The sequence below is a fragment of the Clostridium sp. UBA5712 genome (assembly GCF_002419845.1).
Classification (GTDB): domain Bacteria; phylum Bacillota; class Clostridia; order Clostridiales; family Clostridiaceae; genus Clostridium_J; species Clostridium_J sulfidigenes.
The window spans coordinates 305151-331498 of the sequence record NZ_DIGW01000015.1; the positions used below are offsets into that span (position 1 = coordinate 305151).

Genomic DNA, 26348 nt, shown 5'->3' on the forward strand with positions numbered 1-26348 from the left:
ATCTTTTAGTAATTAACATATTTTATATAGTTGGTAGCTTAGTGGCATTTCCTTTGATACAAAAGAGTAGCATGTTAGAAAAAGAAAAAAATTAGCTACTATTTTAGATACAGTATTTTTGATTCTAAATATGTTTGCCTTATTTGCATTATTTGCAATAAGTATATTTTTTTCTACTTTTATTTTTGACTCTGTTTTAAAATAGTGTTGATAATATATTATAGGTATGTAATATATTTAATTTAAAAGTGCAGTGATTCGAAATCACTGGACTTTAGTTCGTAATAGTTTAAGGTTGTAAGCTTATTTTTGAGCCGAAAAATCTGATACTTTTAAATCTATTTAATTTTACTATGATTAATTCAGGTAATATTAAAGCAGATATTTTTTATGTTCAAGATCAAAATCTCTATTCATATTTTTACAATGCTTTTTTATGAAAGCTTCTGAAAATTCCTCAGGTGTAATCCCGAAGCACATCAATGCATCGTTGTAGAACATCATAACATCAACCATTTCTTCAACAAAAGCAGCTCTAACTGTTTCATCATTCATAATATCATTTTCTCCACGTTTTTTAATTATCGCTATTACTTCTCCCATCTCTTCTATCATCCATAACAAGCTGTTACGACCATTCTCTGCACAAAGAGGAGTCCATTTTTCTTTATATTTTTCCTGTAGTTCCTTTTGCATGATCATAATTTCTGATAATTTTAAATCTGCCATTTTTCTACCTCCAACAGTAAACTTATAATTATTTACTTATTAGACATATTATATCACGAAAGTTGTTTTGTATTTACTTTTATTGGTGTACAATTAATTTATATTTAGTTTTAGAGCTATGTGCGGAAAATTAAAAAAGGGGATATATAACTATGATAGAATATGGAAGAAGTATAAGATGGTTTAATAATTATAAAGATGAAATTGATTTTTCAAAATCAAACAAATTTGATTTTATGCAAATTTGGTTTAGTAAAGGGGAATTAGTACTTGATAAGGTATTATTTCCTAAAGAAGAATATGTATTAAATTCAAAATTCCCAGTAATAATTCATGCTGTATATGATATTGATGATTATGATAAATATAATAATGAATTGATTAGGATATTAAAATATTTAAATCATACAGAGGTTATTATACATCCCGTATGTAAAAGTCTTATCATAAATTCTCAAACTATAAATCTACTTGCTGACAACATTTATAAGACTAACCAATTATTAAAAAAGAACAATATAAAACTTTATATTGAGAATAATAGTGTAATGGACAAGATTAACTATACACCAAGTGACTTAAAAGTAGTATTTGATAAAAACCCAGATGTTGAATTACTCCTTGATATTGCTCATATAGATGACTATAATCATTTGGAAGAAATACTTAAAGTGAAATTTCCTAAATGCATACATATAGCAGATAAGCATTTTGATGTAGAGCATGAACATTTTCCTATTGGACAAGGTGAACTTGACTTTAGGTTAATTTTTCAAAATTACTTAAAGGACTATGATGGAAAAATCATATTTGAAGTTGTTGATACAGATGAGAATATTTTAGAATCTAAAAAAATAATTCAAAATATAATTGAAGCTTCAAAGAAGGGAAATACAACTAAGTAAATTTATAATAATGAGGCTACAAAATAGGGCATGAAATATCGAGTGTAAATATATTTATAAAGATACTATTAAATTGGGAGTGAGAAGAATGGATTGGATAAAAAATTTAAATGAGTCTATAAATTATATAGAAGAAAACCTTCATGATGAAATATCCTATGAAACTATTTCAAAAATTGCTGGATGTTCTGTCTACAATTTTCAAAGAATGTTCTCATATATAGCGGAAAAGCCCTTATCGGAATATATAAGAAACAGACGATTAACAATGGCAGCCTTTGATTTATTAAATAGCACAGAAAGAATAATTGATATTTCTTTAAAGTATGGATATGAATCTCAAGATTCATTTACCAGGGCATTTAAAAAGTTTCATGGAGTACTACCTTCAAGTGTTAGAAATGAAACTGTACAGTTGAAATCCTGTCCTAAGCTCTCCTTTCAAATTTCAATAAAAGGAGAAAATCATATGAATTATCAAATTGAACAGTGGCCTGAATTTAGAGTAATGGGAGTATCACATAAAGTAAAAACAGCCAAGGCCTTTGAAGTAATTCCTCAGATTTGGGAAAACTCATGGAAGGATGGAACTATGAAAATGTTCCTTGACAACTTTCCCGACTATAGACCTGCAGGTTTTTTAGGAATTGCTCAAGGAGGACAATGGGGAGAGTCGGAAGAAATGGAATACATCATAGCGGTGACAAATCATGTTGATGTACCAAACTGCAAACATGTTCCAGTACTTGAAGGAATGAAAGAGTTTACTTACCCTGCTGCAACATGGGCAATTTTTGAAGCTAATGGAGAACTGCCAGATGCGACTCAAAAGGTTTATAAGCAATTTTATAGTGAATGGCTTCCTAATTCAGGATATGAATTAGCTGATCTTCCTGTAATTGAATGCTATATGCAAGAAAATCATCAAGAAGTTTGGATTGCTATTATTAAAAAGTAAAAAATATTAAATAATTGCAACTTATTAGAAAAACTTCTAAAATACCCTTGTAATTGACGTAGCGTCAAATGATATTATTTTCTTATGAGGACCTCATAGATTGAAAAAGGAGGTGGTTAAATGAGCCATTTTGAACCAATTCATCAGGTATCGGAACAATTTGGATTAACCAGTCGTACACTTCGTCACTGGGAAGACAAGGGGCTTTTCTATAGTACCCGAGATCCACAATCAGGTTGGCGTATGTACAATGATGAAGCACTACAGAGAATACGTCTTGTAACATTGCTTAGGGAACTGGATATTCCTTTGAAATTTGTAAAAATCATCATTGACAGTGCAGACCCTAAAGTTGCTTCAAAGATTATTAGAAATCAAATTAATAAGCTAAGTGAAGAAAATATTGTAATTACTAAGCAAAAAAACTTGTTAAGTAAATGTCTTTCAATTATAAACTCCACGGAGCTTCCATCCAATGAGTCAGAATACCTTGTGAATATGGAAGAAACATTGGCACTTCAAATCATTTCTACAAATAATATGATAGAGCAATGGGAGGATATTATTATGGCAAATAACGCAATTACTTCAGGAGCATTACGAATTGTTAGTTTACCTGATATGAGGGTAGCAGTATGTAATGTGATAAGCACTTCTCCAGAGGATGAAGCACTAAAAAAAGTTTTGGATTGGGCAGAGTCAGAACATTTAATGGGTACTGCTAGAATTTTTGGTTTTAATACCACCGCATATAGTCCAGGTTGTACAGAGTATGGATGGGCAGCTTCTATTACTGTACCAGAACAGGTTGTAATTCCAGAATATTTTGAAGAAAAAAGGTTGCTAGGTGGCCTATATGCATCGTTAAATAGCACTAATGAAGTATACGATTCATGGCAAACATTAATGAGATTATTGAAAGATAATAATGCATATGCTGTTGATGAAAGCCGTCTATGTCTTGAGGAACACATACCTAGTGGTGAAGGAAATGATTTTTATTTAAATCTGCTGGAGCCAATAACTAAAAAATAACTTTTAGAATCGTTAGCATTTATATAACTAGCTATAATATCTTAGTTTAAAGTTTAATCAATTTAAAGCACTGCACATTCAGAAATGAATATGCAGTGTTTTTTAGCAATTTGAGGATAAAAAATATTTAGATTATAAGTCAATGCAGAAATGCTAGTGTAAATCATCAGGATAATTACTAAGGTTGTCTATGGTAAAATTATTTTAAATTTACTTTTATTAGTGTATAATTAATTTTAGAGTTAATAATTAACTTTAAGAAAAAATATCAAAGGAGTATGCACAATTGAAGAAAATAAAAATATTATTAACTATTCTAGTTATTATTGTAGCTATATTAAACATTACAGGTAAGTGGAACAATATTCCTATTATGCTTTTACTAGTTGCCTTAATAAATATTTTTAATGGAATACAAAGTTATAAAGATAATAGAAAAATTGAAGCAGTTATGTTATTTATAGCTGTAATTTTTACAGGGGGAGTAGCTATTTATATGTTATTTTTATAATCAATAACATTTATAGAGGTGAAGTGCTTGATAAAAAATAAAAGAAGTAACAAGATATACACTCCAGGTATTTTTGCTCTTTTTGGAATGTCAATAGGATATTACATAGATAGAACCTTTTCTTCATACTCTTGGCGTGGATCGATAGGAGTGTGTTCTGGTCTTATTATTGGGTTTGCATTGGGGAAGCTAGTAGATTATGTAGCTACTAAAAAGGTAAAACACTAAATTAATTTTAGAGTTGATAATTAATTATAAACCATAGGGAACAAATAAAGGGGAGTATATTAAGTGGATTTAAAATCATGGAACAATGATATTAAGGAATTAAGAAAGATAATATTGAAACCAGATAAAATTCAAGAAAGTAAAAGCTTGGCTTTAAGTTTGCATTCAATGGTCCATTTATCCATTATGTCAGGAGTAGATAAAAAAACTTTTGAAGATGAATTACGGGAAGGGTTAGATGAAAATACATTTAGAACTTCACAAAATCAAAAGGGACGTACTATCGCCTATGGCATTTGGCATTGTACTAGGATAGAGGATATAACAATGAATTTATTAGTTGCAGGCGATAAACAGATATTTAATAGGGAAAATTGGCAAGAAAAAATCAATTCCAATATCACAGATACTGGTAATGCAATGTCAGAAGATGATATTATGGAATTTAGTAAAAATATAAATATGGAAGAATTAAAAAATTATAGAATTGAAGTAGGAAGAAGGACAAGATACATAGTAGAGAATCTTTCCACTGAGGATATGAAAAGAAACTTTGATAAACACAGATTGCAACGTATATTAGACGAGAGAGCAGTATTGGATGTAAAGGCATCAAATTGGCTTATTGATTTTTGGGGTAGAAAGAATGTAGCGGGAATTATATTAATGCCAATGACGAGACATCAAGTGATACACATAAATGAATCTTTAAGTGCAAAAAAGAAGTCTAAATCAAAGGCTTTATAACAGGAGGATATAAATGAAGATTAATGACATTATTATTTCAGTGCTTTTAATTTTAATAATACTAAAGCAGCTAAAATATATAAAAGCCTTAATAATACCAATAAGAAAAAGGCTTATAGAGATTGTTGTTGTATTGTTTGGTATTATTATTCTCATAGGCATTATGTATTTTTATGCTAATACTTGGATTCATTATGTAATAGGAATGTTATGTATTTTTACGTTTATAAGCAGCTGGATTAAGGGAGGAATTAGCTCCCAAGGCTTTATATCAATGTATAGATATAAAGAGATTATATTGTGGAATGAGATTGAGAAAGTTCAACTAACTAATTCAAAGGATGTAAAAGTTAAACTATTTGGTGGTTTTATGGAGCAAACCTTTCATTTTAAAACCAGTGATTACCAGAAAGTTATTAATATTTTAAAGGAAAAATTACCTGTGGAAGCAGAGTTAGAAATAAATAATTATAAATAATTATGTAAAAATAAAAATACCCCATTATTCTATTTTGGATAATGGGGTATTTTGCAAGTAATCACTTAATTTTGATTATTACACCTTAATTTACTTATCTATGCATTATGATTAATATCTGAAATTATAAATAATGTCATCCTTTATTTCTGGTTCCTCTGCTCCAATACTACTATATAATTTACATGCTGGTGAGTTGCTTATATTTGTTGGAATCCATATTTTCATTGAATTATTTAACTTTCCGTCTTCAATAATTTTATTAATTAATCTTTTGCCAATACCATTTTTTCTACAGGACTTTAATGTACCTATTTCATATAAGCAAATCATACTTTGGGTGGTATCCAGACGACTTTGAACATAAGCAATTGCATATGAAACAACTTTTTCATCCATTGCTGCAACATAAAACAAATTATCGTCATTGGATAAAAATTTTTCTATAGCTTTCTTGTTAAAACAACATGGATCTTCTTCGCTTTTAACATTAATAATGGCATCTTTAATATATGAAATTTCATTGATACCGCATCTAAACATGTTTAAATTCATTTAGAATTCCTCCACAATATTTTATAAATAATTGTTGCTCATAGTATAATGCTAGAGGTAATACAAGTAAATTATAACATATAATACAAAATATCAATGAGTATTTTATATTTCATATTCTATAGGTTACTTATCTTTATATATTTCTAAATACTTTTTATAATTATAGTCCACTATATCAACATAATTTGCAGTTTCCTTATAAGGGATGTTATTTAGTGTTGCTCCATCACTTGAATAATTACTATCCTGTAACCATTCAGTGGTAATATTCATTCCCGCATTATAGGCTGCAACTACAGTATTTTGCTCAGAAAAGTTTTTCTGAAGGATAGAAATGAAAAACACACCATATCGAATATTAGTATCTGCATCAAACAAATCATCATAGGTGGTAGAACTTTCTCCTAACTGAGGTTTTAGCCAGTTAAAGGTATCTTCTGTTAGCTGCATTAAACCTCTTGCTTTAGCTGAAGAAATAGCCTGGTTATTAAAATTGCTTTCCTGTTTTATCATTGCATACACCAAATATTTATCAACATCAAACTCTTTACAATATTTATTTATAGAATCTTTATACTCAATCTGAAAGGTTTCTTGTTCATGAGGATTTTTACTGTTAAAAGAATAAATAAATAACATACCCCAACCAATAATAATTAAAATAAATAAAAGTTTTTTAAAACTAAATCTTTTTTTCTTCAAAAAAGTTCCTCCTCAAAGCTTATTTACCATAGGCGAAATAGTTATAGCCTTTTTTATATTTTAAAACTTATCTATAACTAGCTTATTTAATTTAATTATAGATTAAAACACTTAAGGAATTCATTACAAATTTCTTAAGTGTTTAATATATTTATATTATTTAATTTACATTTAAGGAAAGTGTGAAATATACATAAATATTTATGCACAATTATTAAACAGATGTAGCAAACTTACATATCCTCGTATACTGGTTCTCCTTCAATAAAAGTAGAAACAAGCCCAAACCTTTCAAAGTAAGTACACATCTTTTGACATGCAAATTTTTCAGTAGAATAATGGGTTCCACCCAAAACATTAATATGATTTTTTTGTTCAAGCTCATGAACTTCTAAATAATTTTTGTTATTCACTGAAATACCTGTAATAAGAACATCCACCTTATTTTCAATCATTTCAGAAACAGTAGCTATATTATTGCCTCCACCTGCTACAATGGCTACTCTCCCATCTTTTATATTATTATTTCCATATAAATAGAGGCTTGTATTGTGTCCTAAAGCTTTTGAAAACCTATCATGTAATTCTTCCACGCTCTTGCACTTTGTTTTACCAATTACACCACTTAATGTTCCGCAATACTCCTTAAATGGTTTTTCAATTTCTATATCTAAAACATCGGCTAAAGTTTTACTTGTTGAATATTCACTGAAATTATCTAAGGGTACATGTAAATTATATATTGATATTTTGTTTTCTTTAAACTTATTTATTAATTCTTTATCCATTTGATAGAAGGGTTTTAATCTTCTAATATCCCAAATAGAAGGATGGTGTAGAAATAACATTGCATTTGTTGCTCCATCATCAATAATACTCTGCAAAATTTCTTTAGTAGGAAACACAGCAGAATAAACTGAATTAATTTCATTTGTGAAGTCACAAACCAATCCCATACTTCTTTCTTTAAAATTTGGAGAAAGGTATTCACCTAATTCACCCATGAATCTTGCCCAATCATCTCGCATATCTTTTGTAATAAAATCTCTTTCCAATTGATTATATAAATCAATAGCCCTCATAAAGATCCCCCTAACAATTAATTGTAAACTTTGATTCACTATCTCATACGGTTGTCTATTTGCTTAATTATATATCATATAAGTGTAGAATTACAAATATTTTACATGGAGTATAAATAGAATGCTTCCCTAATCCTAAAATCCACTTATTCCACTACAATTATTTCAATTAAAAAAGGAATTAATAATAAACATATTTAGTCTAAGCCAATAATTTTATAAGGTCACAATGCTATGTTGAAAAAAACATAGCATTTTTTATATTGCATGTTTACTTATATGTCGCAACGTGATATAGTTTTAATATGATATATCACGCCGTGACATATGAAAATATAGTAATACTAGAAAGAAGGTATTTTAATGAGTGAGGATAAAATTTTAAAAGCATTCATGCCTATGACAGAAACAGCTTTCTATATTCTTCTTTCACTTACAGAACCAAGACATGGTTATGGAATAATACAACATGTAGATAAAATTACTGATGGAAGAATAAAGTTAGGTTCTGGTACAGTTTATGGAACATTAGGTAAAATGGAAAAAGGTCAAATTATATCAATTTACTCTGATGAAAATAGGAAAACAATATATGAAATTACAGAACTGGGAAAGAGATTAATAAAAGCAGAGATAGAGAGGATTAAAGAATTACATGATAATGCAATAAAATATGAGGGGGATTTTTCATGAGAATTTTTAAACCATTTTGGAGCTTAAATATTAAAAATATAGAAAACTGGTTAAGTAAAAAAGCTTTAGAGGGTTATATTTTGAAAGATGTTAACCTTCTTCTAAGACTATTTATCTTTGAAAAGGGAGAAGAAAGTAATATTAACTATAGAGTTTCATATGAGAAAAGGAGGATTACAGAGTTACAACCTTCTTTAATAAAAAATGGATGGTACAAAGCTTGTAGTAAAGGTAGATGGTTTTTCTTAGCAAATGAAAAGAATCTAGAAGATATAAAAGCCCAGCCATCTCGAGAGCCTTTACTAAGCAGATTTAAAATAGCTCAAATTCTTTTATCATTAATTCCAATTTATCTTGCTGCAAATATTGGCATTTTCCTAATATTTTTGATTCCAATGATAATTTTTTATTTTTTAGGTATTGGAGATATCACCTTCATAAAAGAAGTGTCTCCTGAGAAAATACAACATATAGAAACTTCTTATTTTACTTTGTTAGATATTTTAAATGTTGTAAAAGTGCTAGGTATTATAGCTCTGTTCATATATCCACTATATAGATTAAGGAAGAATGAATCGCAGATAAAAGAGGAATTAGGCTCTGATTATGTTAAATTTGATGGGGAATATGTATCTGAAAAGGAAGGTTCCCTACAAGAACATAGGAAGTTAATAGAGAAAAGATGCCCTAGTTTTTTAGAACCAGATAAATTAGAAAAATGGTTAGAAGATATGGAAGCAAAAGGTTTTAATCTTTATAAAGTTAAAAAAGGGAATATGAAATTTTATTTTACTAAGGGAGCTCCTAGAAAAATTAGATATATATTAGATTTTCAAAATAACCCTACAGCTGCATATTATGAAATATTTAAACTGGATCAATGGGAACTTGCATATACTGTTGGAACATTACCAGTTAAATGGAGTCTATGGAGTAAAGAATACACAGGCGAAAGACCTAATATATATACAAATAGGGAGGAACAAGCTTCTAATGCTAAGAAAATGGCTTTAACTTATTCAGCATTTTACCTACCTATTATAGCTATTATTTCTTATAGCATTATAAAAGTATTTATTCTTTTAATTAATGATATTTCAAGGACAATAGAAGTTTTACCATATATGATTTTCATAGTATTATTTCTTGTGTCTATATTATTCTTATTTTGTTTCCCTTATTCAAAAATAATTTCATTCTATATTAGGGCCAAAGTGAGGGAATACTAGTATTATAAGGTGAATTATTTCATTGCATTCCCTCTCAATGAACATATTAGGTCTAAGCCAATATTTTTATAAGGTCATAATGCTATGTTGAAAAAACATAGCATTTTTATATTATATGAATTAAGATGCTGCAATCTTAACTTTTACTTCATCAAAGCCGCAATTCAAGAAAATATTTTTAAGAAGGTCTATAGTGTCCACAGTAACCTTATCAAGGAAGCCATCTTTGATTACCCTTTCTTCAGTCTTAGATTTTTCTGCTACAATTTCACTTAACATATCATCCATAGTTAATTTATTAAATATGGAGTTCTTTTCATCAAATATAAAAACCTCATCTTCATTTACATTATGAGTAAGGATAGAACAAGGTGGAATAGTTATGGTAAGTATATTCTTATCTATAGAAAAAGTAGCAGCACTAAAATCTAATCCAGCAGTAATATAGCCATTATATTTAATTACAAAGGATTTTTCAGTAAAAGGAATAGTAATATCCTTAAAACTTAAGCTATTCTTCACAGAAATCACATTAGAGTAATCATAACGGGAAGTAGCTAGCTCGGATATGGATATAAGTTTTTCAGATACAAAATCACTCTTTTTCTCTAAATTATTTTTAGTAGTTAAAGAATTTATAAATAAACAAGCAACAATTATAGCTATTATAAAAATCATAATCTTAATCTTCTTAAAAAAGGAAAAGAACTTTTTAATCTTGGATTTTTTCAAAATAATCACCCCGCAAAATTATCTTTTTAATGTTTATGCTATGGTAGTATATATTATGAATGTAATGAGATATAATGGTATAAAGTAAAATATTATCCAGGGGGTCAGACCTTGTTACAAAATTTGGAATAATGCAAAAAAGGGGGAAGAGGCATGGGAGTTATAGGTATTTTAGGTACAATTCATGGAGATGATGATTTTAGACAGGAAAAGGGATACACATTAGAAATGATAAAAGAAGCAATAGTGGGATTTAAACCTGATATTATATGTGGGGAAGTACGACCAGAGGATTGGTCCCAATATTGTGATGATAATACATATTCAGGGTATCTTGGACCAAGTGAATATAGAAGATTGATTATACCTTACTGTAAGAGTGAAGGAATTGAATTTAAACCAGTAGATTGGTTTGAAGATGATTTGGTTGATTTTGATTATCTACAAAGCTATAGTGAAACTGAAAAAGAAGCCATTATTAAAGAGTTAGATAAAAAATATGAAAAAATATGGGAAGTTGGAAAAAAAAGCATATTGCCACTTAATTCATTTGAATTAGATGCATTAATAATGCAAAAGCAAGAATGGTTAAATACAATAGACCCTATAGTTTATAATGTAAATTGGATAGCTAGAAATCAAATAATGGTAGAACGTATTAGGAAAGTCATAGAGAAAAATAGTGATAAAAGAATTTTATGTACAGTTGGTGCTGAGCATAACTATTATTATTATAAGGAATTGAAAAAATTAAACTTGAATTTAGTATATCCTTTGAAATAAGTATAAAATATCCAGGGGGTCAGACCCCGTGACAAAATTTGGGATATAATCTCCCTTAAAAAAGAAAGGAAGTTTAGTATGTTTGAGTATATTAATGAAGAACTTATAGCTACTAAGGAAAAAGTGTGGAGAAAAGAGAAGTTTGAGGGTATGATTAGGCATACAGAAGAAGCTCTTGAAAAAGAAGTGAATAGAAAGATAGAACTTGAAAAAGCTCTTAAAGATGAGGATAAAGATGTAAAAAAGCTTGAATCATTAAGTATTGCTAACATATTTTATTCTATACTTGGAAGTAAGGATCAGCAGCTTGATAAAGAGAGACAAGAGTTCCTTGCTGCAAAGTTAAAGTATGATGAATGTTGCAACTCAGTTCTTATGTTAGAAAAGGATCTTGAATCCTATAAAGTGTCATTTAACAATTTACTTGATGCAGAGGCTGAATATGAAGCAGTATTAAAGAAAAAAGAAGGGTTTATATTAGGTTTAAATAATGAGAACTCTAAAAAGTTACTTGAAATTATGGACAAGATTCCTTCTATTGAAGCTCAGAAGAAAGAGTTACAGGAAGCAATAGCTGCTGGTGATGCTGCTAGAAATGAACTTCAATTTGTAGTAGATTCTCTTGAAAGTGCTGATGGATGGGGAACCTGGGATATACTAGGCGGAGGCCTTTTAGCTACAGCAGCTAAACACTCTGAAATTGATAAAGCTAAAGAGTATGCACAAAATACAAAAATTGCACTGATGAAATTTCAAAATGAATTAGCAGATGTGGATTTAGCAATGGATATAGATATAAATATTGGTTCTTTTGAAACTTTTGCAGATTACTTTTTTGATGGATTAATATCTGACTGGATTGTACAATCAAAAATCAGTGATTCTTTAAAAAGTGTATGCAACGTTGTATATAATGTAGAGGACATAATAAAATCCCTTAGATCAAAGCTTACTACTGTAGAAAATGAATTATCTTCAATAAAAGAGAATATGAAATCACTTATTGAAGAAGTGTAAATATTTGTAATGGGGTCAGACCCCGAGGAAAAAATTTCCTCAGGTCTGACCCCGTTATTTTTGTTATTTTAGGCAAGACTGAACTTAGTAGTTTGTCTTTGGGTAAGCTGTGCTCCGTATTTAGAAGCTAGTGAGCCTCCCTTACTAAGAAAAACATCCTTAGCAATTATGGTATCCATAAGAGTTGATACCTGAGGTTCAGTGATATCTTGCTTAACCCCTGAAATTGATAAATTAACTTTATCTCCACTAGCATTAATAAAAGTCATTAATAATGAATATTCCATAGTTTAATTTCCTCCTTTCTCTAGGGTAAGTCACAGTTAATACTCGCGGTTAATACTATTAAGCATTAACTAATTTTGAAGTTTCATTTAAGTAACTATCTCTAGTAGAAGCACTTAAAACATCCTTAATAGCCTCAGCTACATCAAAAACATTTTCAGGGTCAACACTAGGTTTTACTCCAGAAAAAGTTTTTTTCTTATAAATTGTAGCTCCAGTCTTATCAGTTCCGTTTTCAACTTCAATATGAAAAGAAGTGGTGTTTAAAACTTTATCTACTGCCATTAAATTCACCTCCTTATCAGTGGTTTCAATGATTATATATGCACATTGAAAAATAAATGGAAAGTATAAATGATGAATAATTATAAAGTATTAATTCCATCTCTATTGAAAATGAGGTCATAGTAATTTCTAATTGCTGCATCCACAATGGTATTCATAGGTTTAGTAATTCTATATCAAATATGAATAATGAACATATAATATAATGTAGTAGGTTTATGTTGTATTAACAAATTGTTAATGTAATCTAAATAGAAGGGGAATTAATTATGAGTTCAAATATGCGAGAGTGTTACGCCTATGGGACGATTTTAAAAAAAGGAAATCAGATATCGAAATTTATTAAATTACCGGTAGAAGAAGGAATTATATGTACACCAACTACAGTTGCTGCAATCACTATTGATCCATCATGCTTATGTAATACAAAAATAAAATTAGATTTTATATTAAATGTAGATAAGCCAGAGGGTATTCCATCTATAAATGTTGGCTTTCAAGTATTTAGAACCTGTAGAAATGAGTTTCAAAAGATACCAATAGGATCTCAGCAGTATTATGTAATTACGGGAAGCAATAAAAGTATATATACATTTTCCGTATATGATTATGAAATGGTTGAAAATAAATCATGTATCTATACAGTAGAAGCCACTGTATTTGCATAAAAGATAAAAGGTTAGTTCTTAAATTTAATTTGAACTAACCTTTTTTATTTAAAAAAGAAGTAATATTTAGTACTTTAGCTTAAATATTTGTAAGATTAATAATTATTTTTATTAACTTTTTTACAAATAATGTCCTCATTACATGTTGTATATATAGTCCCACATGAATAGCCTGTAATTTTTATAAACGGTGAAAATGGATCAAATTCTACTTGGTTTGAATTTAAGGTTTCAAAATAATCACTACCACTAGAGGTTACTGTAAAATGTCCACTTGCTAAGTTGATAACTGGTTCTGTAGGTTGTGTTGCAACTTTTACAGAAAATACAGCGGTAAAAGATTCACCTGGATTCAATGGATTAAAAGACCAAAGAATAAAACCGCCAACTGGTTCACCACTATGAGTTAAGATTCCTATTGGAACAGATACTTCTGACACAAAGCCAAGATTATTTGACAGTGAATCGGAAACAATTAAATCATATATAGGGTTAGGACCGGTATTCGTAACAGTTAAACTATACTCCAAGGTTTGACCTACATAACCATTTATAGGGGTATCCGTAAAACTACCTTGTTGAGATACATTTCTCTGAAGTTTAGTAATTTCCATGAAACTGTTTGTAACATTTACAGTAGCTGAAGAATTAACAGGTTCAGCAGCAGTTTGTGGATCTATAAACCAATTTACATAACTTTCATTAATTTGGCTATCAATTAATGTTAGAGGGTTAACATTGGCAGAAACAACTATGGTTTCGAAGGTATAGACGTAAACAACTTCACCATTAGTAGCATCTACAAATGGAATAACTGGGAAGTTAATTAAATGACCCATTCTAGATTCTATAATTATAGGAGAGTCGTTTAATGTAGCATTATTATTATATTGTTGCCCAACTGGAATTATATCTGAAAGTTGAACATTATAAGCTAAGGTACCATTAGGAATTGTAAGGGTAATAGTATAAGTTATAACTTTTCCTATTACTGTATTAGTTATATTGGCATTCTTTGTAAGCTGCAATTTAGGGTAATTTAGTTGAACTTCATTTGTATCTATAGGACCAAACTCTATTGGAGTTGTTGTATTACTATTATAGGTATAGGTTGCAAAGTTCGTAGTATTACCACCAGCACCTACTCCTTCAAGTACTTCGATATCGAAAATCATAGTAAAGGTTTCTCCGGCAGGTATAGAACCGATAACCCATGTAACTGTGCGAGTTAGGTTATCATAAGACGCAATACCATCTGTAATAAATTCGATATTAGTAAAACCATTAAAAGGATCAAGTACATCTGTTATAACTACATTATAAGCAGGAGAGGCTCCAGAGTTAGTTACAGCAAGTTTATACCTTATTATATCTCCCACATTAACTGATAATGGTTCAATAATAAAACAAGTATCTTCTGTACAATTACTATGACTTTTTATTACATCTATATATGGCCTATTTACATTAATATCCAAACTATCTGATAAAGGATTGCCAGGGTCACCTTGTGGATTTATTGAATAATTTCCAGTAGCGTTATTGGTTTGTATTTCTGTATATGGAGGTAAATTATTGCCTGTTACCACCCTTGCATCAAAGGTAAAGTCAAGAGTAACTTCACCAGCTGTGGCATCAATAATTGATTGGGTTGGAAAAGTTACAGTCTGACCTACTTGAGTAACTTCTACAGGAGTTCCACCTATAGATGCGTTGTTCGTGTAGTTTTGTCCAGGGGGTAGAGTATCAGACACTATTAAATTATAAGCTATAGTTCCATTTGGGATAGTCACCCTTAAGGTGTAAGTTATAACATCTCCAAGTTGAACATCTACGCTAGAAGCTAATTTATTAAACTGTAGTGAAGGTAGTTCAGCTAACACAGTATTTGAAGTTATTGGACCATACTCAATATGTGGTGTTGAACTTACTGCATCAAAGGTTGCTGTAAAGGCATTAGGGATTGTACTACTGGAACCTCCTCCAGGTAAAACTAAAGCCCATACTATAGCATGTACGGTGGTTAAAGGTGCAATAGAGTTTATCATCCATATAAAATTATTATCATCTATAAGTTTAGCACCAACAGAATGAGTGATATTAACAATTTGTAGTAATGGAGAAAAAGTATCATTAACATTTACATGAAAAATTTCTGTTAGCCCAGGATTTGTAATAGATAATTTATAGTAAATCAAATCTCCTACAGAGGTTTGAATAGGATTTGAAACAAATGGACCTCCTATATCATTACTTTGAGTTTTTTCTAGAATAAGATTGCTATTGGTAACATAAACTGTAGTCTCACTGTTCTGTGGAGTTCCAGGATTTAATCCACCAGGGTCTAAGTCCCAGGTTACTGTGGCGGTATTAATCTGAAGCTGCTGTGGAGTCACAGTTATACTATTTATGGTTGCATCAAATGTGTATACTATTGTTATTGGAGCTAAAGTAGCATCAACAACTGGTATTATAGGTGTTACTAATGGATTTGTTGATAATGGTAAAGTAATAACATTATCAACTACTAAAGTTCCAGGGTTATAAGACTGCTCTGGAGGAAGTATATCTATAAGCTGAACATTATATGCTACATTTCCCAAAGGAATTGTAACTTCTACAGTGTAATTTACAACATCTCCAACGAATAAAGCATTTTTATCTACAGTTTTTATAATTTCAGGATTATTATAATTAAATGCTACTTTATTAGATAATGCAGGTCCTAAAGTTGTAGGATTCGTATCAAGAGTATCATATAGTGTTGAAGAATGGTTAGTCACAGAAGTACCAGGTGCAGGCCCTGAGTTTACATCAACCTGGAATACAAGGATTTCAGATTCTTCTGGAGAAATTGGACCGGGATTAATTATCCAATTAATTGTACCACCTGGTCCTGGAGTAGGTATTATCACTCCTGCAGTTACACTTGTTAAACTAAGATAAGTTAGAGAAGAGTCTAGAATATCTGTAGTAACTACATTATACGCAGGGGATGTTCCATCATTTGTAAGAGTTATCCTATATTCAACAACATCAGAAGTAGATATATTTAAAAGTGGAGATGTTGTAAAGCTACCATCTGGTATCAGTCTCTGTTCCTTTAATGCATTGATATGAGGTGTTCGTATTTCTACATCGTAAATATCAGATACTGATGCAACTGCGCCTAATGGTGTAATCTCCCAGTGAAGATCCGCTGTATTTGATTGGATTTGAGTATAAGGTGGAACTGTTACACCGCTTATTACCACAGTATCAAAAGTATATATTAATGTCATAGGTCCTAACCTTGAAGCCTCAGAATCTGTATAAAGTAGCTCATTTGGGGAGGCAATTAGTGTACCCAATGGTAATGGTGTTCCACTAAATGTTCCTGGAACATAATTTTGTTCAATAGGGATAATATCTCTAAATGATAGATTGTATACGGCAACTTCACTTGGAATTGTTACCGTTAGAGTATAGTTTATTGTACTTCCTATAGTAGCTACACTAGTATTAGCTGTTTTAAAGAAAGATACTAAAGGTGTATCTAGAGTAACTGTATTAGAATTTTCATTATAAGTTATTGGATTTACATCATTAGAGTCGTAGGTGGAGGTTGCAGTATTAAATATACTATCACCAGCACCAATTCCGCTATTTACATCTACTTGAAATTCATAGATTGCAATAGAGCCATTAGTTAATTCAGGAATATTCCAATTCAAAGATGGTCCAGGTGGGGTAACTGTACCTATTGTAGGTCCAGATATAGTTCCAATAAAAGTTATTTTATTACTTAATACATCATCTAGATTAACATTATAAGCAGGAGAAGCACCATTAGATGTTATTGTAAGTCTATAATAAATAATATCTGTTGGATAGGCTGAGATATTGGAAGTTGTATAGCTTCCACCAGTGCTTACATTTTTTTGATCCTTTAATATAGTGATGTTAGGAGTTTTTACAGTAATGCTTATATTAGATGATCTATTTACACTTTGGCCAATTGGAGTTCGACGCCAATTAATATTGGATCTATTTGTTTGAATTTCCTGAAAAGGCATACTGTGGGTAGCACTTGTTATTCTTGCTACAAAAGTATAAGTTAGTGTTCTTGTTCCAGAAGTTGCATCTATATCAGGATCCGTTGGGAAAGTAATAGTAAGACCTACTACAGTTGGTATTACTGGTAATACTGGACCTCCAGTATCTTGCCTTGTGGCTGGACCAATATAAGTTTGCCCGAGGGGAAGGATATCAGTCAAAATAGGACTATAGGCTATAGTTCCATTAGGTACCGTATAGGTAATAGTATAGGTAATATCATCTCCTATTTCCCCTTCAGTAAGGGATGAGGTTTTCAATATAGTTATAGCAGGGGCTACAAGTTGTACAGTGTTTGTATTTATAGGTCCATAGGTTACTTCAAATCCATTATTGTTTGAGTTATATATAAATGCAGAACTGTTTGGAATTCTACCATCAGATCCTATTCCAGTTAATGTAGTTACAGTGAATGTGAGTGTAGCACTAGCACCTGATGGAATAATTGGTATCTTCCAAGTGATAGTATTTCCTATATTAGAAGCTGAGCCATTAGTTGTAGAAATTGACCCTGAATTAAATGATAATAGTGGATTTACGATATCAGTCAAAACAGTATTAAAGGCTAATTCAGCTCCAGTGTTAGTTAAGGTAATTCTGTACTGGATTATGTCCCCTATGCTATAGGTTAAATTTCCAGATGTAAAATTACTTCCAGTTGAAACATTTCTTTGTTGTTTGCTACCTATAAGATTAGGTGTTCTTACCTGAAGGGTAGCAGAAGTATTAAATGGAACAGCTGGAGTACCTACATTATCAAGATCCCAATTTACAGTGGCATTATTAATTTGATTTTCAATAAAAGGTGGGACGTGAGTACCACTTACAACTCTTATATTAAAAGCATAAACTATTGTGACTGATTCAGTGGAGGCATCGACAAAGGGAATCACTGGAAAGGTTACTGTATTTCCTACAACAACTGGGAGAATAGATACGCCATCCTTAGTTGCATTTCCTTCGTAGGTTTGAGTAGCCACAGGAAATTTATCTGTTACCTGTATATTATACGCAGTAGTTCCAAGAGGAACTGTAACTTGAAGTAGATAAGTTACTAAGTCACCTATCTTGGAGGATATTGGCGATATAAGTTTGGTCATGGTGATTCCTAAAGCTATTAAAGTAGTTGAGGCGGTAAAAGGATCTCCAGGAAATTTATATGACCTATCTGGCTGTGAATAAGGCCTTTGAAGTTCTGCATTATTGATATAACTTTGACCACTAACAACAAGGGGTGTAATTAGTACATCATAGGTAAATGTTAAACTTTCATCAGGAGCAAGTTTAAGAATAGTCATAGATATATTTTGACCTACAAAGGTTGGTGTTGAATAGGTACCTGTACCAATGACACTATAAGTTCCTGTATAGCTAAGGCCAGTAGGGATTACATCTGTTAAATCCATTTCAAAGGCATCAGTTACATTACCCTCTTGGTTTTGAGGATTAGAAATTGTAATTGAATAGGTATAGGTTTCACCAGCTTTTATAGCATTTACATAAGGTCCTGTCACTGTTTTTGCAAAGGTTATATTTGGCTGACCGAAAGTGACTTCAACTTGATCTCGACTACTGTAACCAAAACCTTGTGTGTCCATACCTCCAAGCTTAGCAAGGTTATTATTTATACCTACAAAATCTACATCTGCAACAGGAATAATAAAATTAGCAGTCCAAAAACTATTTCCAGGTACTGTACCCAAAGCCCATCTTAGACCGTTTGGAGATACAGTGATTGGTGTAAAAGAGGTACCAAGAGTTCCACCGTAAGTTACAGGTAGAGTATCAGTTAGGGGTCCCATATTTAGTGGAGCATATTCATCTATTTCAATACCTAGTTGTGGAGCTGTAAGACCTAAAGAGCTATAGGTGATTACAAATTCCACACCATCTCCAGGAGCAACTACGTTGCTTGTTTTTAAACTACCATCTTTATAGAAGTAATTAACTATTTCTTTTGAAATACTAGGTAAACCTATACTTATACGCGTACTAGAGTTATCAGGGGTAGGTGTTATAGTAGTATCATTTGTACCTGTAATTGTAACATTATTATTTAGTGAATCACCAGCACTTACAGGGCCTCCTAGGTAATAATTATTGCTTGTTGTAGTACTAAAGGTAATGGTACCAGTTGTACCTGTAGTCAGTAGACCAAGATTCCAAGTTAAGGTAGTGGTGCCGTTGGGATTTATTGGTGGGTTAGGGTTAACAGGTAATAAAGATGCAGAGCCTATATTATAGGTTTGGCCGTTACCTATAACATCGGTTATAACAACATCATCTACATCATCATATTGGTTTATTCTATAAGTTAATGTATAGTTGTTTATCTGTCCAACATCTGTAGAAGAGGATGACACACCTTTATTAATAGTGGCATCCATAGCATTAGTCACAACTATACCTTGAACTGGTCCAGAAGCTCCATTCAACGTTGATACATTTTGAAGAGGTGTCATATGTGAGATTCTATCTCCACTATTTTCAATACAATTTGCTGTATAGTTATCCCAAATAGCAGCATTAAATATAATTGTATTTACGCTATTAGGTGACAAAGTCACAGTTCCCCAATCAATAGTTACAAAATCTTGACACAAGGGACCTACTGAAGGAGTAATTATAGTAGGAGTAGAAAGTTCTACACTATCTGGACCAGTTACTGAAAGATTTCCAAGATACCTTGCTCCATTTGGGAAATTGTCAATTAAGGTAATGGTAGAAGGGATTAGGCTATTATTAATAATAGTTAAAGTATATTGATATGGCCAAATCGGTGGAGTAATAGGGCTTAAAAGCCCCGCTCCTTTTGGAATTTTACTTGGAGCAGTTTTTACAATATTATATCTAAGTGATATAAAATTAGCAGAATCAGATTTAGTTATTTGAATATTTCCTGGATCATCATTACCTCTAGGCATAGTATCTAATGTACCCTCAAGATCAACACTTATCAGTGGTATATCAAAAGGAACAGGCAGCCCACTATCTCTAAAAAATTCATCAGATTTTAAAGTAATTCCTAGATTGTATCCAATCTCATTGGATTCTAAATCTTTTATACTTTTCCATGTAAGTATAATGGTTCCGTTTGCGCCATCTGTAGTTGAAGTTGGCGGTATAAGTCCACCAGCATAAGAAACACCATCAGGTAAGGTTAAAACTACTGACAGATTATATCCTCTCTCTGTTAAACTTGTATTTGAAAATGATAGGTTTACATCGTTAGTCATGCCAAGAACCACCCTTATTGGGTCAGGAGATATGCTTAGGTTAAAATCATTGGGGTCTAATGCCATAAAATCACTTCCATAGGTTTTTATAAAAATCATAGTATAGTATATTCTTTAGTAGTAGTATAAGTGCCTTAAAAGTTATTTCGCAGTTGTTAAATATTACCATAAAGTATTGATTCCATCCTTATTGAAAATAAAGTCATAGTAATTTCTAATTGCTGCATCCACAATGGTATTCATATAAACATTAACATTGGGATGAACAGCTTTAATTTCATTTAGCATTCTAGCAGTGGAATTTCTTATTTTATAACATCTCTGAGTATCAAAGAATTCACCATCTATGGGTGGAGTTATTCCAGAAGCTTCAGTTTTAACCTTGCGATTATAAGTAAAACTATCAACATAAGGTGGTAGAGAAGTTAGATTAGCTGTGGATAAATTCTCCTTAGAGGGAGTATCTTTTTCAAAATTAAAGGATGATATGGGAATACCAGTGATGTCCTCGCAGATGCCATTAAGTTCTTCCAAATCTTCTTCAGAATTAAATTCATATATGGGATCATTAATTATATTTTCTTTTTTCATGAGAAACCTCCTTATAAATTATTTAACACTTATTATATATGCTTTTATTAAGAAAATTCACTAGAGTCAATGATTAAAAAAAGATTTGGATAATATTTATTGGGATTTCAATATATGAAATTGTAATCTTATGCAGTAAAATCATACTTTCATGTATTTTTATGGAATGTAAAACATTAAATGCATTATAATAAATTTAGCACATATGCAAAACAAGAGATTGACTTAAACAATATTGAAGGTTTAAATTTTGATATTAAAGGGAAGAATAATTGATAATAGTGAGTTGAGGAGAATTAGGTATGAAAGATATAAGGAGAAAGAAATCCAAAGGAATTCAATTAAGTAGGAATATTTTCATTTTAGTTATAGCTATATTACATCAACCTATTAGTAAAATTATTGAAAATAGAAACCTATATGTTGCTTTTAATTTAGCTTATTTATTGCTTGCGATATATTTTATTACATTACTTTTGAAAGATATGGGGTATTGTAAAAGTAAAATCCAGTAAGTTATTTTAGCAAAGTTTAAGAAGGTATTATAATTAGTAATTAACATACAGTGCTTATTAGAGAAAGCCTTGAAACCCCCATGAACACAACAAATAGTTAACTATTTTACTATTTAACTAGGTCTATATATTACAATTTAACTATTTTTATATATCCATATTTATATATTTTTATAGGTATATAGTTTTCTAGCTATCTAGTTTCCTAGGTAAAATGTGGTGTAATTTAAGGTGAGATTTTAATAATATTGTATAAGTATTTTAGACAGTTCAGGATTAACTTCTGGGTTGTCTATTTTTATTTTAATAAAATAATTTTCCACTTTTCGTCTAAATTGCTTATTTAGTATATAGAGATACTTATTTAAATAAGGATAGGAGAGAGAGGATTATGAAACATACAATTATGGGTTTTAGGCAGGATAAATTAATAAAATTTGGACTAGATATTATTGATGCAAGTATTCTTAGGTATTTCATTGATTTTAAAGAAAGCAATGGAATGAACACAAGGGAGGTAGAGGGACATATTTATTATTGGCTTCGTTATGATGCAGTTTTAAGAGAGTTTCCTATTTTTAGAATGAAGAAATGTACAGTTCAATCTAGATTTTTTAAATTGAGGGATGCAGGAATGCTTACTCATTTGGTGGTGAGGGAAAAGGGAACATACTCCTTTTTTGGCATAGGTGAAAATTATAAGGAGCTTACAACTAGAGAAGGAGCAGAGGAGGAAAACTCTAGGGGTATTAGTGAAGGAGCTAAAGGTATGGGTGAAGGAGCTAAAAATATTGGTGAAGAAACTAAGGGTATGGGTAAAGAACCTAAGGGTATGGATGAAGAATCTAAGGGGTGTGGATTTAAATCTACAACAAATAATCCCTCTACTAAAGATTCATCTACTAAAATAAATAAAAATCTTCTTTTGGATAAAAGTACCTTTGAAATAATAGAGTATCTGAATTTGAAAACAGGAAAAAACTTTAGAAGCTCAACAAAGATAACTATTAGGCTTATTAAAGCAAGGCTTAGTGAAGGCTTTACCATAGAGGACTTTAAAACCGTTATTGATAATATGAAATATAAATGGACAGGCACCAAGTTTCAGCAATATTTAGTTCCTACTACTCTCTTTGGCAATAAATTTGAAACCTATCTAAATCAAGAAAGAAAACAAGAGAAGGAAAGTGACGGGAAATTTAAGAGGGGAAATATGGTCCTTAGTGATGAAAAAAATAAAGCTGAGTTAAAGGAAAAGTTAAAGAATATAGTTTTGAAGGAGGACATGTAGCATGGATATGGTGATGCCACATAGTCTAGAAGCAGAACAGGTAGTCCTTGGGGTGTTAATTAACGATAAGGATAAAATTTATGAAGTGGAGGATATTTTAAACTTAGAAGATTTTTATTATGAAAATCATAAGGTGATTTATAGGGGGATTTTAAATCTTAGAGCTAGGGAGATTAATATAGATTTAATAACCCTTTCCGAGGAACTAAAATCTAGGGAGGTTCTAGAAAAATGCAACGGTATAACATACCTTTCTAAGCTTTCTAGTTCTGCTGTGTACCTAAGTAATATAAGAAATTACTGTGAAATTATCATAGATAAAGCAAGCAGAAGAAGGGTTATAAAAGCTTGCAGAAAAGCCATTGATGAGAGTCATGGAGAGTTCCTTGTAGACCAAGTGGTGGAAGAGTTAGAGGATAATATTCATAAAGCCTATAGCAGTGTAGCCATGGAAGATATGGAACCCATTATGGATACACTGGAGATTACCATAAGTCACATTGAAAAAAGATACCTGAATAAAAAGGCCCTTGAAGGTATTTCCACGGGGTATAAGGACTTAGATGAAGTGACCTCAGGCTTAAAATCTGGAGAACTAGTTATTATAGCTGCAAGACCCTCCATGGGAAAGACAGCCTTTGCTTTAAACCTTGCCCAACATGTTTCCAAAGAGGCAAAGGTGGGATTATTCTCCTTAGAAATGCCAAAGAACCAACTAATGCAAAGAATGCTTTCTGCTAGATGCTTGATTTCTTTAAAAAATATACAGAGTGGAAATCTAGAAGAAGATCACCTAAATAAGCTTATCATAGGAGCCTCAGAACTTTCAAAGAGAAAAATTTTCATAGATGACACATCAACTACACTTCCAACCATAAGAGGAAAGGCAAAGACTTTAAAGCAAAAGGAAGGTTTAGATGTGATAATAATAGATTATCTTCAGCTCATAGAATCTGTTGGCGTAAGTTCATCTAGAGAACAAGAAGTTGCAAAGATATCAAGGGAGCTAAAGGCAATGGCAAAATCCTTGAAAATCACCGTCATAGCATTAGCTCAACTCTCCAGGGCAGCAGAAAGCAGAAATGATCCAAGACCAATGTTATCAGATCTTAGAGAATCTGGATCCATAGAACAAGATGCAGATATGGTGCTCTTTCCTTACAGAGAAAGTTATTATGACACTGAAAATAAAGATAAAAATAAAGAGGAAGAGGGTGAGGCTCCTAAGGAAATCATGGAAATTATCATAGGTAAAAATAGAAATGGGGAAGTGAGAAATGTAAATCTAGGATGGATTGGAAAGTACCAGAGAGTGTTGGGGCTTCAGTAGAGGTCTAATAGATAATTTCATGTATTGAATTTATACTTTTAAGTAAAATTAATGATATATAATATAATTTATGTTAAAATTTTAAGTATAATATAAAAAATATAATGTTTTTACATAGTTATTATAAAAACTATGTTAAAGAACATAAAAATAAGGCTATAATTAGCTAAATATGGGGGTAAAAATCTATGAAGAAGAGAATTTTAGCATTACTACTTGTAACTACAATGGCAATTACAATGGTAGGCTGTGGTGTAAAGGACTCAGACCATGGAGATAAGGCAGAAAAGAAAACAGAAAGTAACGGGGGAGAGATGTCTTCACAAAAAAATTTATTTGATGTAAAAGTAACATTGCCTGCAGCATTTTTTGACGGAAGTGATAAGACTACTATAGAGACAGAAGCAAAAGCAAAAGGGGTACATGAAGTCAAAGTCAATGGAGACGGTTCTGTAACCTACATTATGGATAAGAAAACTCACAAAGAGTTATTAGCAAGTATGAAACAGGCAGTAGACGACAGTATTAAGGAGACTTTAGCTGATAAAGAAAATTATCCTTCTTTTGCAGAGATAAAATATAATGATGATTTGACACAATTTGATATTATGGTTGATAAAGCATCCTATGGTGGACTTCAACCTTTTGTAGCAGTAGGATTTTATATGTCTGGAAATATGTATCAAGCTATGAATGGAAAATCTTTTGATACAGCAAAAACCATAGTTAACTTTAAAGATAAAGCTACAGGAGAAGTCATTGAAAGTGGGGATTCTTCAGCGCTAGGTAAGGGTGGAGAATAGGTTATAAATTTAAAGGGGAGTTACATTTATATATGAAGAGTAGATATTGATGGAATAAAAATAATAGGGGTTTTCTTAAAGTAAAATAACTTAAATAAATGGTGAGTATGCACTTATATTAAAGTACATGCTCACCATTTTTAATAAGATTAGTGATATATTATAGTTTACATAGTAACTTTATATATAAAAAATATAAAGGCAAGGGTTATGATAGTAGTAAGTATACAAATTGTATATCCTATCTTTTTAGAATTTTTCTTATAAATATAATCTAAGCCATCTATAAATCCAAGTGTTGCAGCTGTGATTAAACATAATATAGATAGTATCCCAAAGATAGTATCATTTTTATTAGGGGTATAATAAACCATGTAAAATAAATAAAAAAGTGACATAAAAGATATAGTAGTTAGTAATGTCTTAAGTTTTTTCATTGTGCCTCCTGAGTTTTATATTCTTTGAAGTTTTTAGGATTATTTCTAATTATATATAAAGTACATACTAATAAGTAATAATTTTGAAGGGAAGGTATAATTGGTTATTGGATATATTAAATAGTTAAAGGATTAGAGTTAAGATACTCATTAAAAAGTTCAAGTCTGTATCAGAGGAATATAAAGAAAAAATAAGAAAATTACCAGAGGACACTATAGATGTAATAGCTACCGATATATTTGACTTAGAAGACATTAGAGATGTAGAGAAGTATTTTTAGTAAATAATCAAAAGCTAATGAGGTTATCGCACTAAAAAATTATTGCAATAGTTTTTTGTCTAAAAAAAGGGGCTGTCCCATTAACATAAGATAAATATGCTAACGTGACAGCTTTTTGTAGGTCCATAGAAAATTTGATGATAT

At 30.8% G+C, this 26348-nt stretch carries 27 protein-coding genes; 17 read left to right on the forward strand and 10 right to left on the reverse strand.

Features of this window, described 5'->3' with window-relative positions:
* Positions 1 to 372: 372 nt before the first annotated feature.
* Positions 373 to 729, reverse strand: coding sequence for a nucleotide pyrophosphohydrolase (locus B3B03_RS14145; RefSeq protein WP_346847112.1), 357 nt, complete (start codon positions 727 to 729; stop codon positions 373 to 375).
* Positions 730 to 881: 152 nt separating this feature from the next.
* Between B3B03_RS14145 and B3B03_RS14150 the strand changes: the two genes are divergently transcribed.
* The 7 genes from B3B03_RS14150 (at position 882) to B3B03_RS14180 (ending at position 5591) form a co-directional block, all read left to right on the forward strand.
* A complete protein-coding gene (locus tag B3B03_RS14150) occupies positions 882 to 1634 on the forward strand; it encodes a sugar phosphate isomerase/epimerase family protein (RefSeq protein ID WP_346877648.1) in 753 nt (250 codons plus the stop codon).
* An 88-nt stretch (positions 1635 to 1722) separates the two neighbouring features.
* Positions 1723 to 2592: an AraC family transcriptional regulator gene (locus tag B3B03_RS14155; RefSeq protein WP_346877649.1), complete on the forward strand. Its 870-nt coding sequence runs from the start codon at positions 1723 to 1725 to the stop codon at positions 2590 to 2592.
* 120 nt (positions 2593 to 2712) lie between these two features.
* Entirely contained in the window at positions 2713 to 3627 is a 915-nt protein-coding gene (locus B3B03_RS14160; protein ID WP_346877650.1) for a MerR family transcriptional regulator, read from the forward strand.
* A gap of 286 nt (positions 3628 to 3913) precedes the next feature.
* Positions 3914 to 4138 (forward strand): hypothetical protein, encoded by a 225-nt coding sequence (locus tag B3B03_RS14165; RefSeq protein WP_346877651.1) that lies wholly within the window; start codon positions 3914 to 3916, stop codon positions 4136 to 4138.
* A gap of 27 nt (positions 4139 to 4165) precedes the next feature.
* Positions 4166 to 4366 carry a hypothetical protein gene (locus tag B3B03_RS14170; protein ID WP_346877652.1) on the forward strand — a complete coding sequence of 67 codons (201 nt, stop codon included), beginning with the start codon at positions 4166 to 4168 and terminating at the stop codon, positions 4364 to 4366.
* Positions 4367 to 4429: 63 nt separating this feature from the next.
* Complete coding sequence (locus B3B03_RS14175; RefSeq protein WP_346847117.1) at positions 4430 to 5113, forward strand: DinB family protein; 684 nt, start codon at positions 4430 to 4432, stop codon at positions 5111 to 5113.
* A 13-nt stretch (positions 5114 to 5126) separates the two neighbouring features.
* Positions 5127 to 5591: a hypothetical protein gene (locus B3B03_RS14180; RefSeq protein ID WP_346847118.1), complete on the forward strand. Its 465-nt coding sequence runs from the start codon at positions 5127 to 5129 to the stop codon at positions 5589 to 5591.
* A 111-nt stretch (positions 5592 to 5702) separates the two neighbouring features.
* Here B3B03_RS14180 and B3B03_RS14185 read toward each other — a convergent pair whose 3' ends face one another.
* The 3 genes from B3B03_RS14185 to B3B03_RS14195 all read right to left on the reverse strand — a co-directional run bounded on the left by B3B03_RS14185 (position 5703) and on the right by B3B03_RS14195 (position 7933).
* A complete protein-coding gene (locus B3B03_RS14185) occupies positions 5703 to 6146 on the reverse strand; it encodes a GNAT family N-acetyltransferase (RefSeq protein WP_346847119.1) in 444 nt (147 codons plus the stop codon).
* A gap of 126 nt (positions 6147 to 6272) precedes the next feature.
* Entirely contained in the window at positions 6273 to 6851 is a 579-nt protein-coding gene (locus tag B3B03_RS14190; protein WP_150844570.1) for a transglycosylase SLT domain-containing protein, read from the reverse strand.
* Between the two features lie 233 nt (positions 6852 to 7084).
* Positions 7085 to 7933: a Nif3-like dinuclear metal center hexameric protein gene (locus B3B03_RS14195; RefSeq protein WP_346877653.1), complete on the reverse strand. Its 849-nt coding sequence runs from the start codon at positions 7931 to 7933 to the stop codon at positions 7085 to 7087.
* A gap of 363 nt (positions 7934 to 8296) precedes the next feature.
* Here B3B03_RS14195 and B3B03_RS14200 point away from each other — a divergent pair, with 363 nt between their 5' ends.
* Positions 8297 to 8626 carry a PadR family transcriptional regulator gene (locus B3B03_RS14200; RefSeq protein ID WP_346877654.1) on the forward strand — a complete coding sequence of 110 codons (330 nt, stop codon included), beginning with the start codon at positions 8297 to 8299 and terminating at the stop codon, positions 8624 to 8626.
* Positions 8623 to 9855: a DUF2812 domain-containing protein gene (locus B3B03_RS14205; RefSeq protein ID WP_346877655.1), complete on the forward strand. Its 1233-nt coding sequence runs from the start codon at positions 8623 to 8625 to the stop codon at positions 9853 to 9855. Before B3B03_RS14200 ends, B3B03_RS14205 begins: the two co-directional genes overlap by 4 nt.
* Positions 9856 to 9975: 120 nt before the next feature.
* On the opposite strand, the gene B3B03_RS14210 is transcribed toward B3B03_RS14205, so the two are convergent.
* Positions 9976 to 10533 carry a DUF4230 domain-containing protein gene (locus tag B3B03_RS14210; protein WP_346873536.1) on the reverse strand — a complete coding sequence of 186 codons (558 nt, stop codon included), beginning with the start codon at positions 10531 to 10533 and terminating at the stop codon, positions 9976 to 9978.
* A gap of 207 nt (positions 10534 to 10740) precedes the next feature.
* Between B3B03_RS14210 and B3B03_RS14215 the strand changes: the two genes are divergently transcribed.
* Entirely contained in the window at positions 10741 to 11370 is a 630-nt protein-coding gene (locus B3B03_RS14215; RefSeq protein WP_346877656.1) for a hypothetical protein, read from the forward strand.
* 78 nt (positions 11371 to 11448) lie between these two features.
* Positions 11449 to 12387 carry a hypothetical protein gene (locus tag B3B03_RS14220; RefSeq protein ID WP_346877657.1) on the forward strand — a complete coding sequence of 313 codons (939 nt, stop codon included), beginning with the start codon at positions 11449 to 11451 and terminating at the stop codon, positions 12385 to 12387.
* 68 nt (positions 12388 to 12455) lie between these two features.
* On the opposite strand, the gene B3B03_RS14225 is transcribed toward B3B03_RS14220, so the two are convergent.
* On the reverse strand, positions 12456 to 12674 hold the full coding sequence (locus B3B03_RS14225) for a DUF2922 domain-containing protein (protein ID WP_035131026.1): 219 nt from the start codon (positions 12672 to 12674) through the stop codon (positions 12456 to 12458).
* A gap of 58 nt (positions 12675 to 12732) precedes the next feature.
* Positions 12733 to 12957, reverse strand: coding sequence for a DUF1659 domain-containing protein (locus tag B3B03_RS14230; RefSeq protein ID WP_346847125.1), 225 nt, complete (start codon positions 12955 to 12957; stop codon positions 12733 to 12735).
* Between the two features lie 269 nt (positions 12958 to 13226).
* Between B3B03_RS14230 and B3B03_RS14235 the strand changes: the two genes are divergently transcribed.
* Positions 13227 to 13625, forward strand: a complete 399-nt coding sequence (locus B3B03_RS14235; RefSeq protein ID WP_346847126.1) for a DUF4489 domain-containing protein — start codon at positions 13227 to 13229, stop codon at positions 13623 to 13625.
* A gap of 95 nt (positions 13626 to 13720) precedes the next feature.
* Here the strand turns inward: B3B03_RS14235 and B3B03_RS14240 are convergent, their stop codons facing one another.
* On the reverse strand, positions 13721 to 21055 hold the full coding sequence (locus tag B3B03_RS14240) for a hypothetical protein (RefSeq protein WP_346877658.1): 7335 nt from the start codon (positions 21053 to 21055) through the stop codon (positions 13721 to 13723).
* 63 nt (positions 21056 to 21118) lie between these two features.
* On the reverse strand, positions 21119 to 21547 hold the full coding sequence (locus B3B03_RS14245) for a hypothetical protein (protein WP_346877659.1): 429 nt from the start codon (positions 21545 to 21547) through the stop codon (positions 21119 to 21121).
* A gap of 302 nt (positions 21548 to 21849) precedes the next feature.
* Here B3B03_RS14245 and B3B03_RS14250 point away from each other — a divergent pair, with 302 nt between their 5' ends.
* The 4 genes from B3B03_RS14250 (at position 21850) to B3B03_RS14265 (ending at position 25486) form a co-directional block, all read left to right on the forward strand.
* Complete coding sequence (locus B3B03_RS14250) at positions 21850 to 22062, forward strand: hypothetical protein (RefSeq protein WP_346877660.1); 213 nt, start codon at positions 21850 to 21852, stop codon at positions 22060 to 22062.
* Between the two features lie 391 nt (positions 22063 to 22453).
* A complete protein-coding gene (locus B3B03_RS14255) occupies positions 22454 to 23353 on the forward strand; it encodes a conserved phage C-terminal domain-containing protein (RefSeq protein WP_346877661.1) in 900 nt (299 codons plus the stop codon).
* A 1-nt stretch (position 23354) separates the two neighbouring features.
* Positions 23355 to 24683 carry a replicative DNA helicase gene (dnaB, locus tag B3B03_RS14260; RefSeq protein ID WP_346877662.1) on the forward strand — a complete coding sequence of 443 codons (1329 nt, stop codon included), beginning with the start codon at positions 23355 to 23357 and terminating at the stop codon, positions 24681 to 24683.
* A 188-nt stretch (positions 24684 to 24871) separates the two neighbouring features.
* Entirely contained in the window at positions 24872 to 25486 is a 615-nt protein-coding gene (locus B3B03_RS14265; RefSeq protein WP_346847132.1) for a hypothetical protein, read from the forward strand.
* 167 nt (positions 25487 to 25653) lie between these two features.
* Here the strand turns inward: B3B03_RS14265 and B3B03_RS14270 are convergent, their stop codons facing one another.
* Positions 25654 to 25923 (reverse strand): hypothetical protein, encoded by a 270-nt coding sequence (locus tag B3B03_RS14270; RefSeq protein ID WP_346877663.1) that lies wholly within the window; start codon positions 25921 to 25923, stop codon positions 25654 to 25656.
* Positions 25924 to 26072: 149 nt separating this feature from the next.
* Here B3B03_RS14270 and B3B03_RS14275 point away from each other — a divergent pair, with 149 nt between their 5' ends.
* On the forward strand, positions 26073 to 26204 hold the full coding sequence (locus B3B03_RS14275) for a DUF4351 domain-containing protein (protein ID WP_346877735.1): 132 nt from the start codon (positions 26073 to 26075) through the stop codon (positions 26202 to 26204).
* Positions 26205 to 26348 lie beyond the last annotated feature (144 nt).

Coding starts and splice junctions, on each gene's coding strand:
- B3B03_RS14145 (WP_346847112.1), bottom strand. CDS start 729: ATGGCAGATTTAAAATTATCAGAAATTATGATCATGCAAAAGGAACTA.
- B3B03_RS14150 (WP_346877648.1), top strand. CDS start 882: ATGATAGAATATGGAAGAAGTATAAGATGGTTTAATAATTATAAAGAT.
- B3B03_RS14155 (WP_346877649.1), top strand. CDS start 1,723: ATGGATTGGATAAAAAATTTAAATGAGTCTATAAATTATATAGAAGAA.
- B3B03_RS14160 (WP_346877650.1), top strand. CDS start 2,713: ATGAGCCATTTTGAACCAATTCATCAGGTATCGGAACAATTTGGATTA.
- B3B03_RS14180 (WP_346847118.1), top strand. CDS start 5,127: ATGAAGATTAATGACATTATTATTTCAGTGCTTTTAATTTTAATAATA.
- B3B03_RS14185 (WP_346847119.1), bottom strand. CDS start 6,146: ATGAATTTAAACATGTTTAGATGCGGTATCAATGAAATTTCATATATT.
- B3B03_RS14195 (WP_346877653.1), bottom strand. CDS start 7,933: ATGAGGGCTATTGATTTATATAATCAATTGGAAAGAGATTTTATTACA.
- B3B03_RS14200 (WP_346877654.1), top strand. CDS start 8,297: ATGAGTGAGGATAAAATTTTAAAAGCATTCATGCCTATGACAGAAACA.
- B3B03_RS14205 (WP_346877655.1), top strand. CDS start 8,623: ATGAGAATTTTTAAACCATTTTGGAGCTTAAATATTAAAAATATAGAA.
- B3B03_RS14210 (WP_346873536.1), bottom strand. CDS start 10,533: ATGATTTTTATAATAGCTATAATTGTTGCTTGTTTATTTATAAATTCT.
- B3B03_RS14215 (WP_346877656.1), top strand. CDS start 10,741: ATGGGAGTTATAGGTATTTTAGGTACAATTCATGGAGATGATGATTTT.
- B3B03_RS14220 (WP_346877657.1), top strand. CDS start 11,449: ATGTTTGAGTATATTAATGAAGAACTTATAGCTACTAAGGAAAAAGTG.
- B3B03_RS14225 (WP_035131026.1), bottom strand. CDS start 12,674: ATGGAATATTCATTATTAATGACTTTTATTAATGCTAGTGGAGATAAA.
- B3B03_RS14230 (WP_346847125.1), bottom strand. CDS start 12,957: ATGGCAGTAGATAAAGTTTTAAACACCACTTCTTTTCATATTGAAGTT.
- B3B03_RS14235 (WP_346847126.1), top strand. CDS start 13,227: ATGAGTTCAAATATGCGAGAGTGTTACGCCTATGGGACGATTTTAAAA.
- B3B03_RS14240 (WP_346877658.1), bottom strand. CDS start 21,055: ATGATTTTTATAAAAACCTATGGAAGTGATTTTATGGCATTAGACCCC.
- B3B03_RS14245 (WP_346877659.1), bottom strand. CDS start 21,547: ATGAAAAAAGAAAATATAATTAATGATCCCATATATGAATTTAATTCT.
- B3B03_RS14250 (WP_346877660.1), top strand. CDS start 21,850: ATGAAAGATATAAGGAGAAAGAAATCCAAAGGAATTCAATTAAGTAGG.
- B3B03_RS14255 (WP_346877661.1), top strand. CDS start 22,454: ATGAAACATACAATTATGGGTTTTAGGCAGGATAAATTAATAAAATTT.
- dnaB (WP_346877662.1), top strand. CDS start 23,355: ATGGATATGGTGATGCCACATAGTCTAGAAGCAGAACAGGTAGTCCTT.
- B3B03_RS14265 (WP_346847132.1), top strand. CDS start 24,872: ATGAAGAAGAGAATTTTAGCATTACTACTTGTAACTACAATGGCAATT.
- B3B03_RS14270 (WP_346877663.1), bottom strand. CDS start 25,923: ATGAAAAAACTTAAGACATTACTAACTACTATATCTTTTATGTCACTT.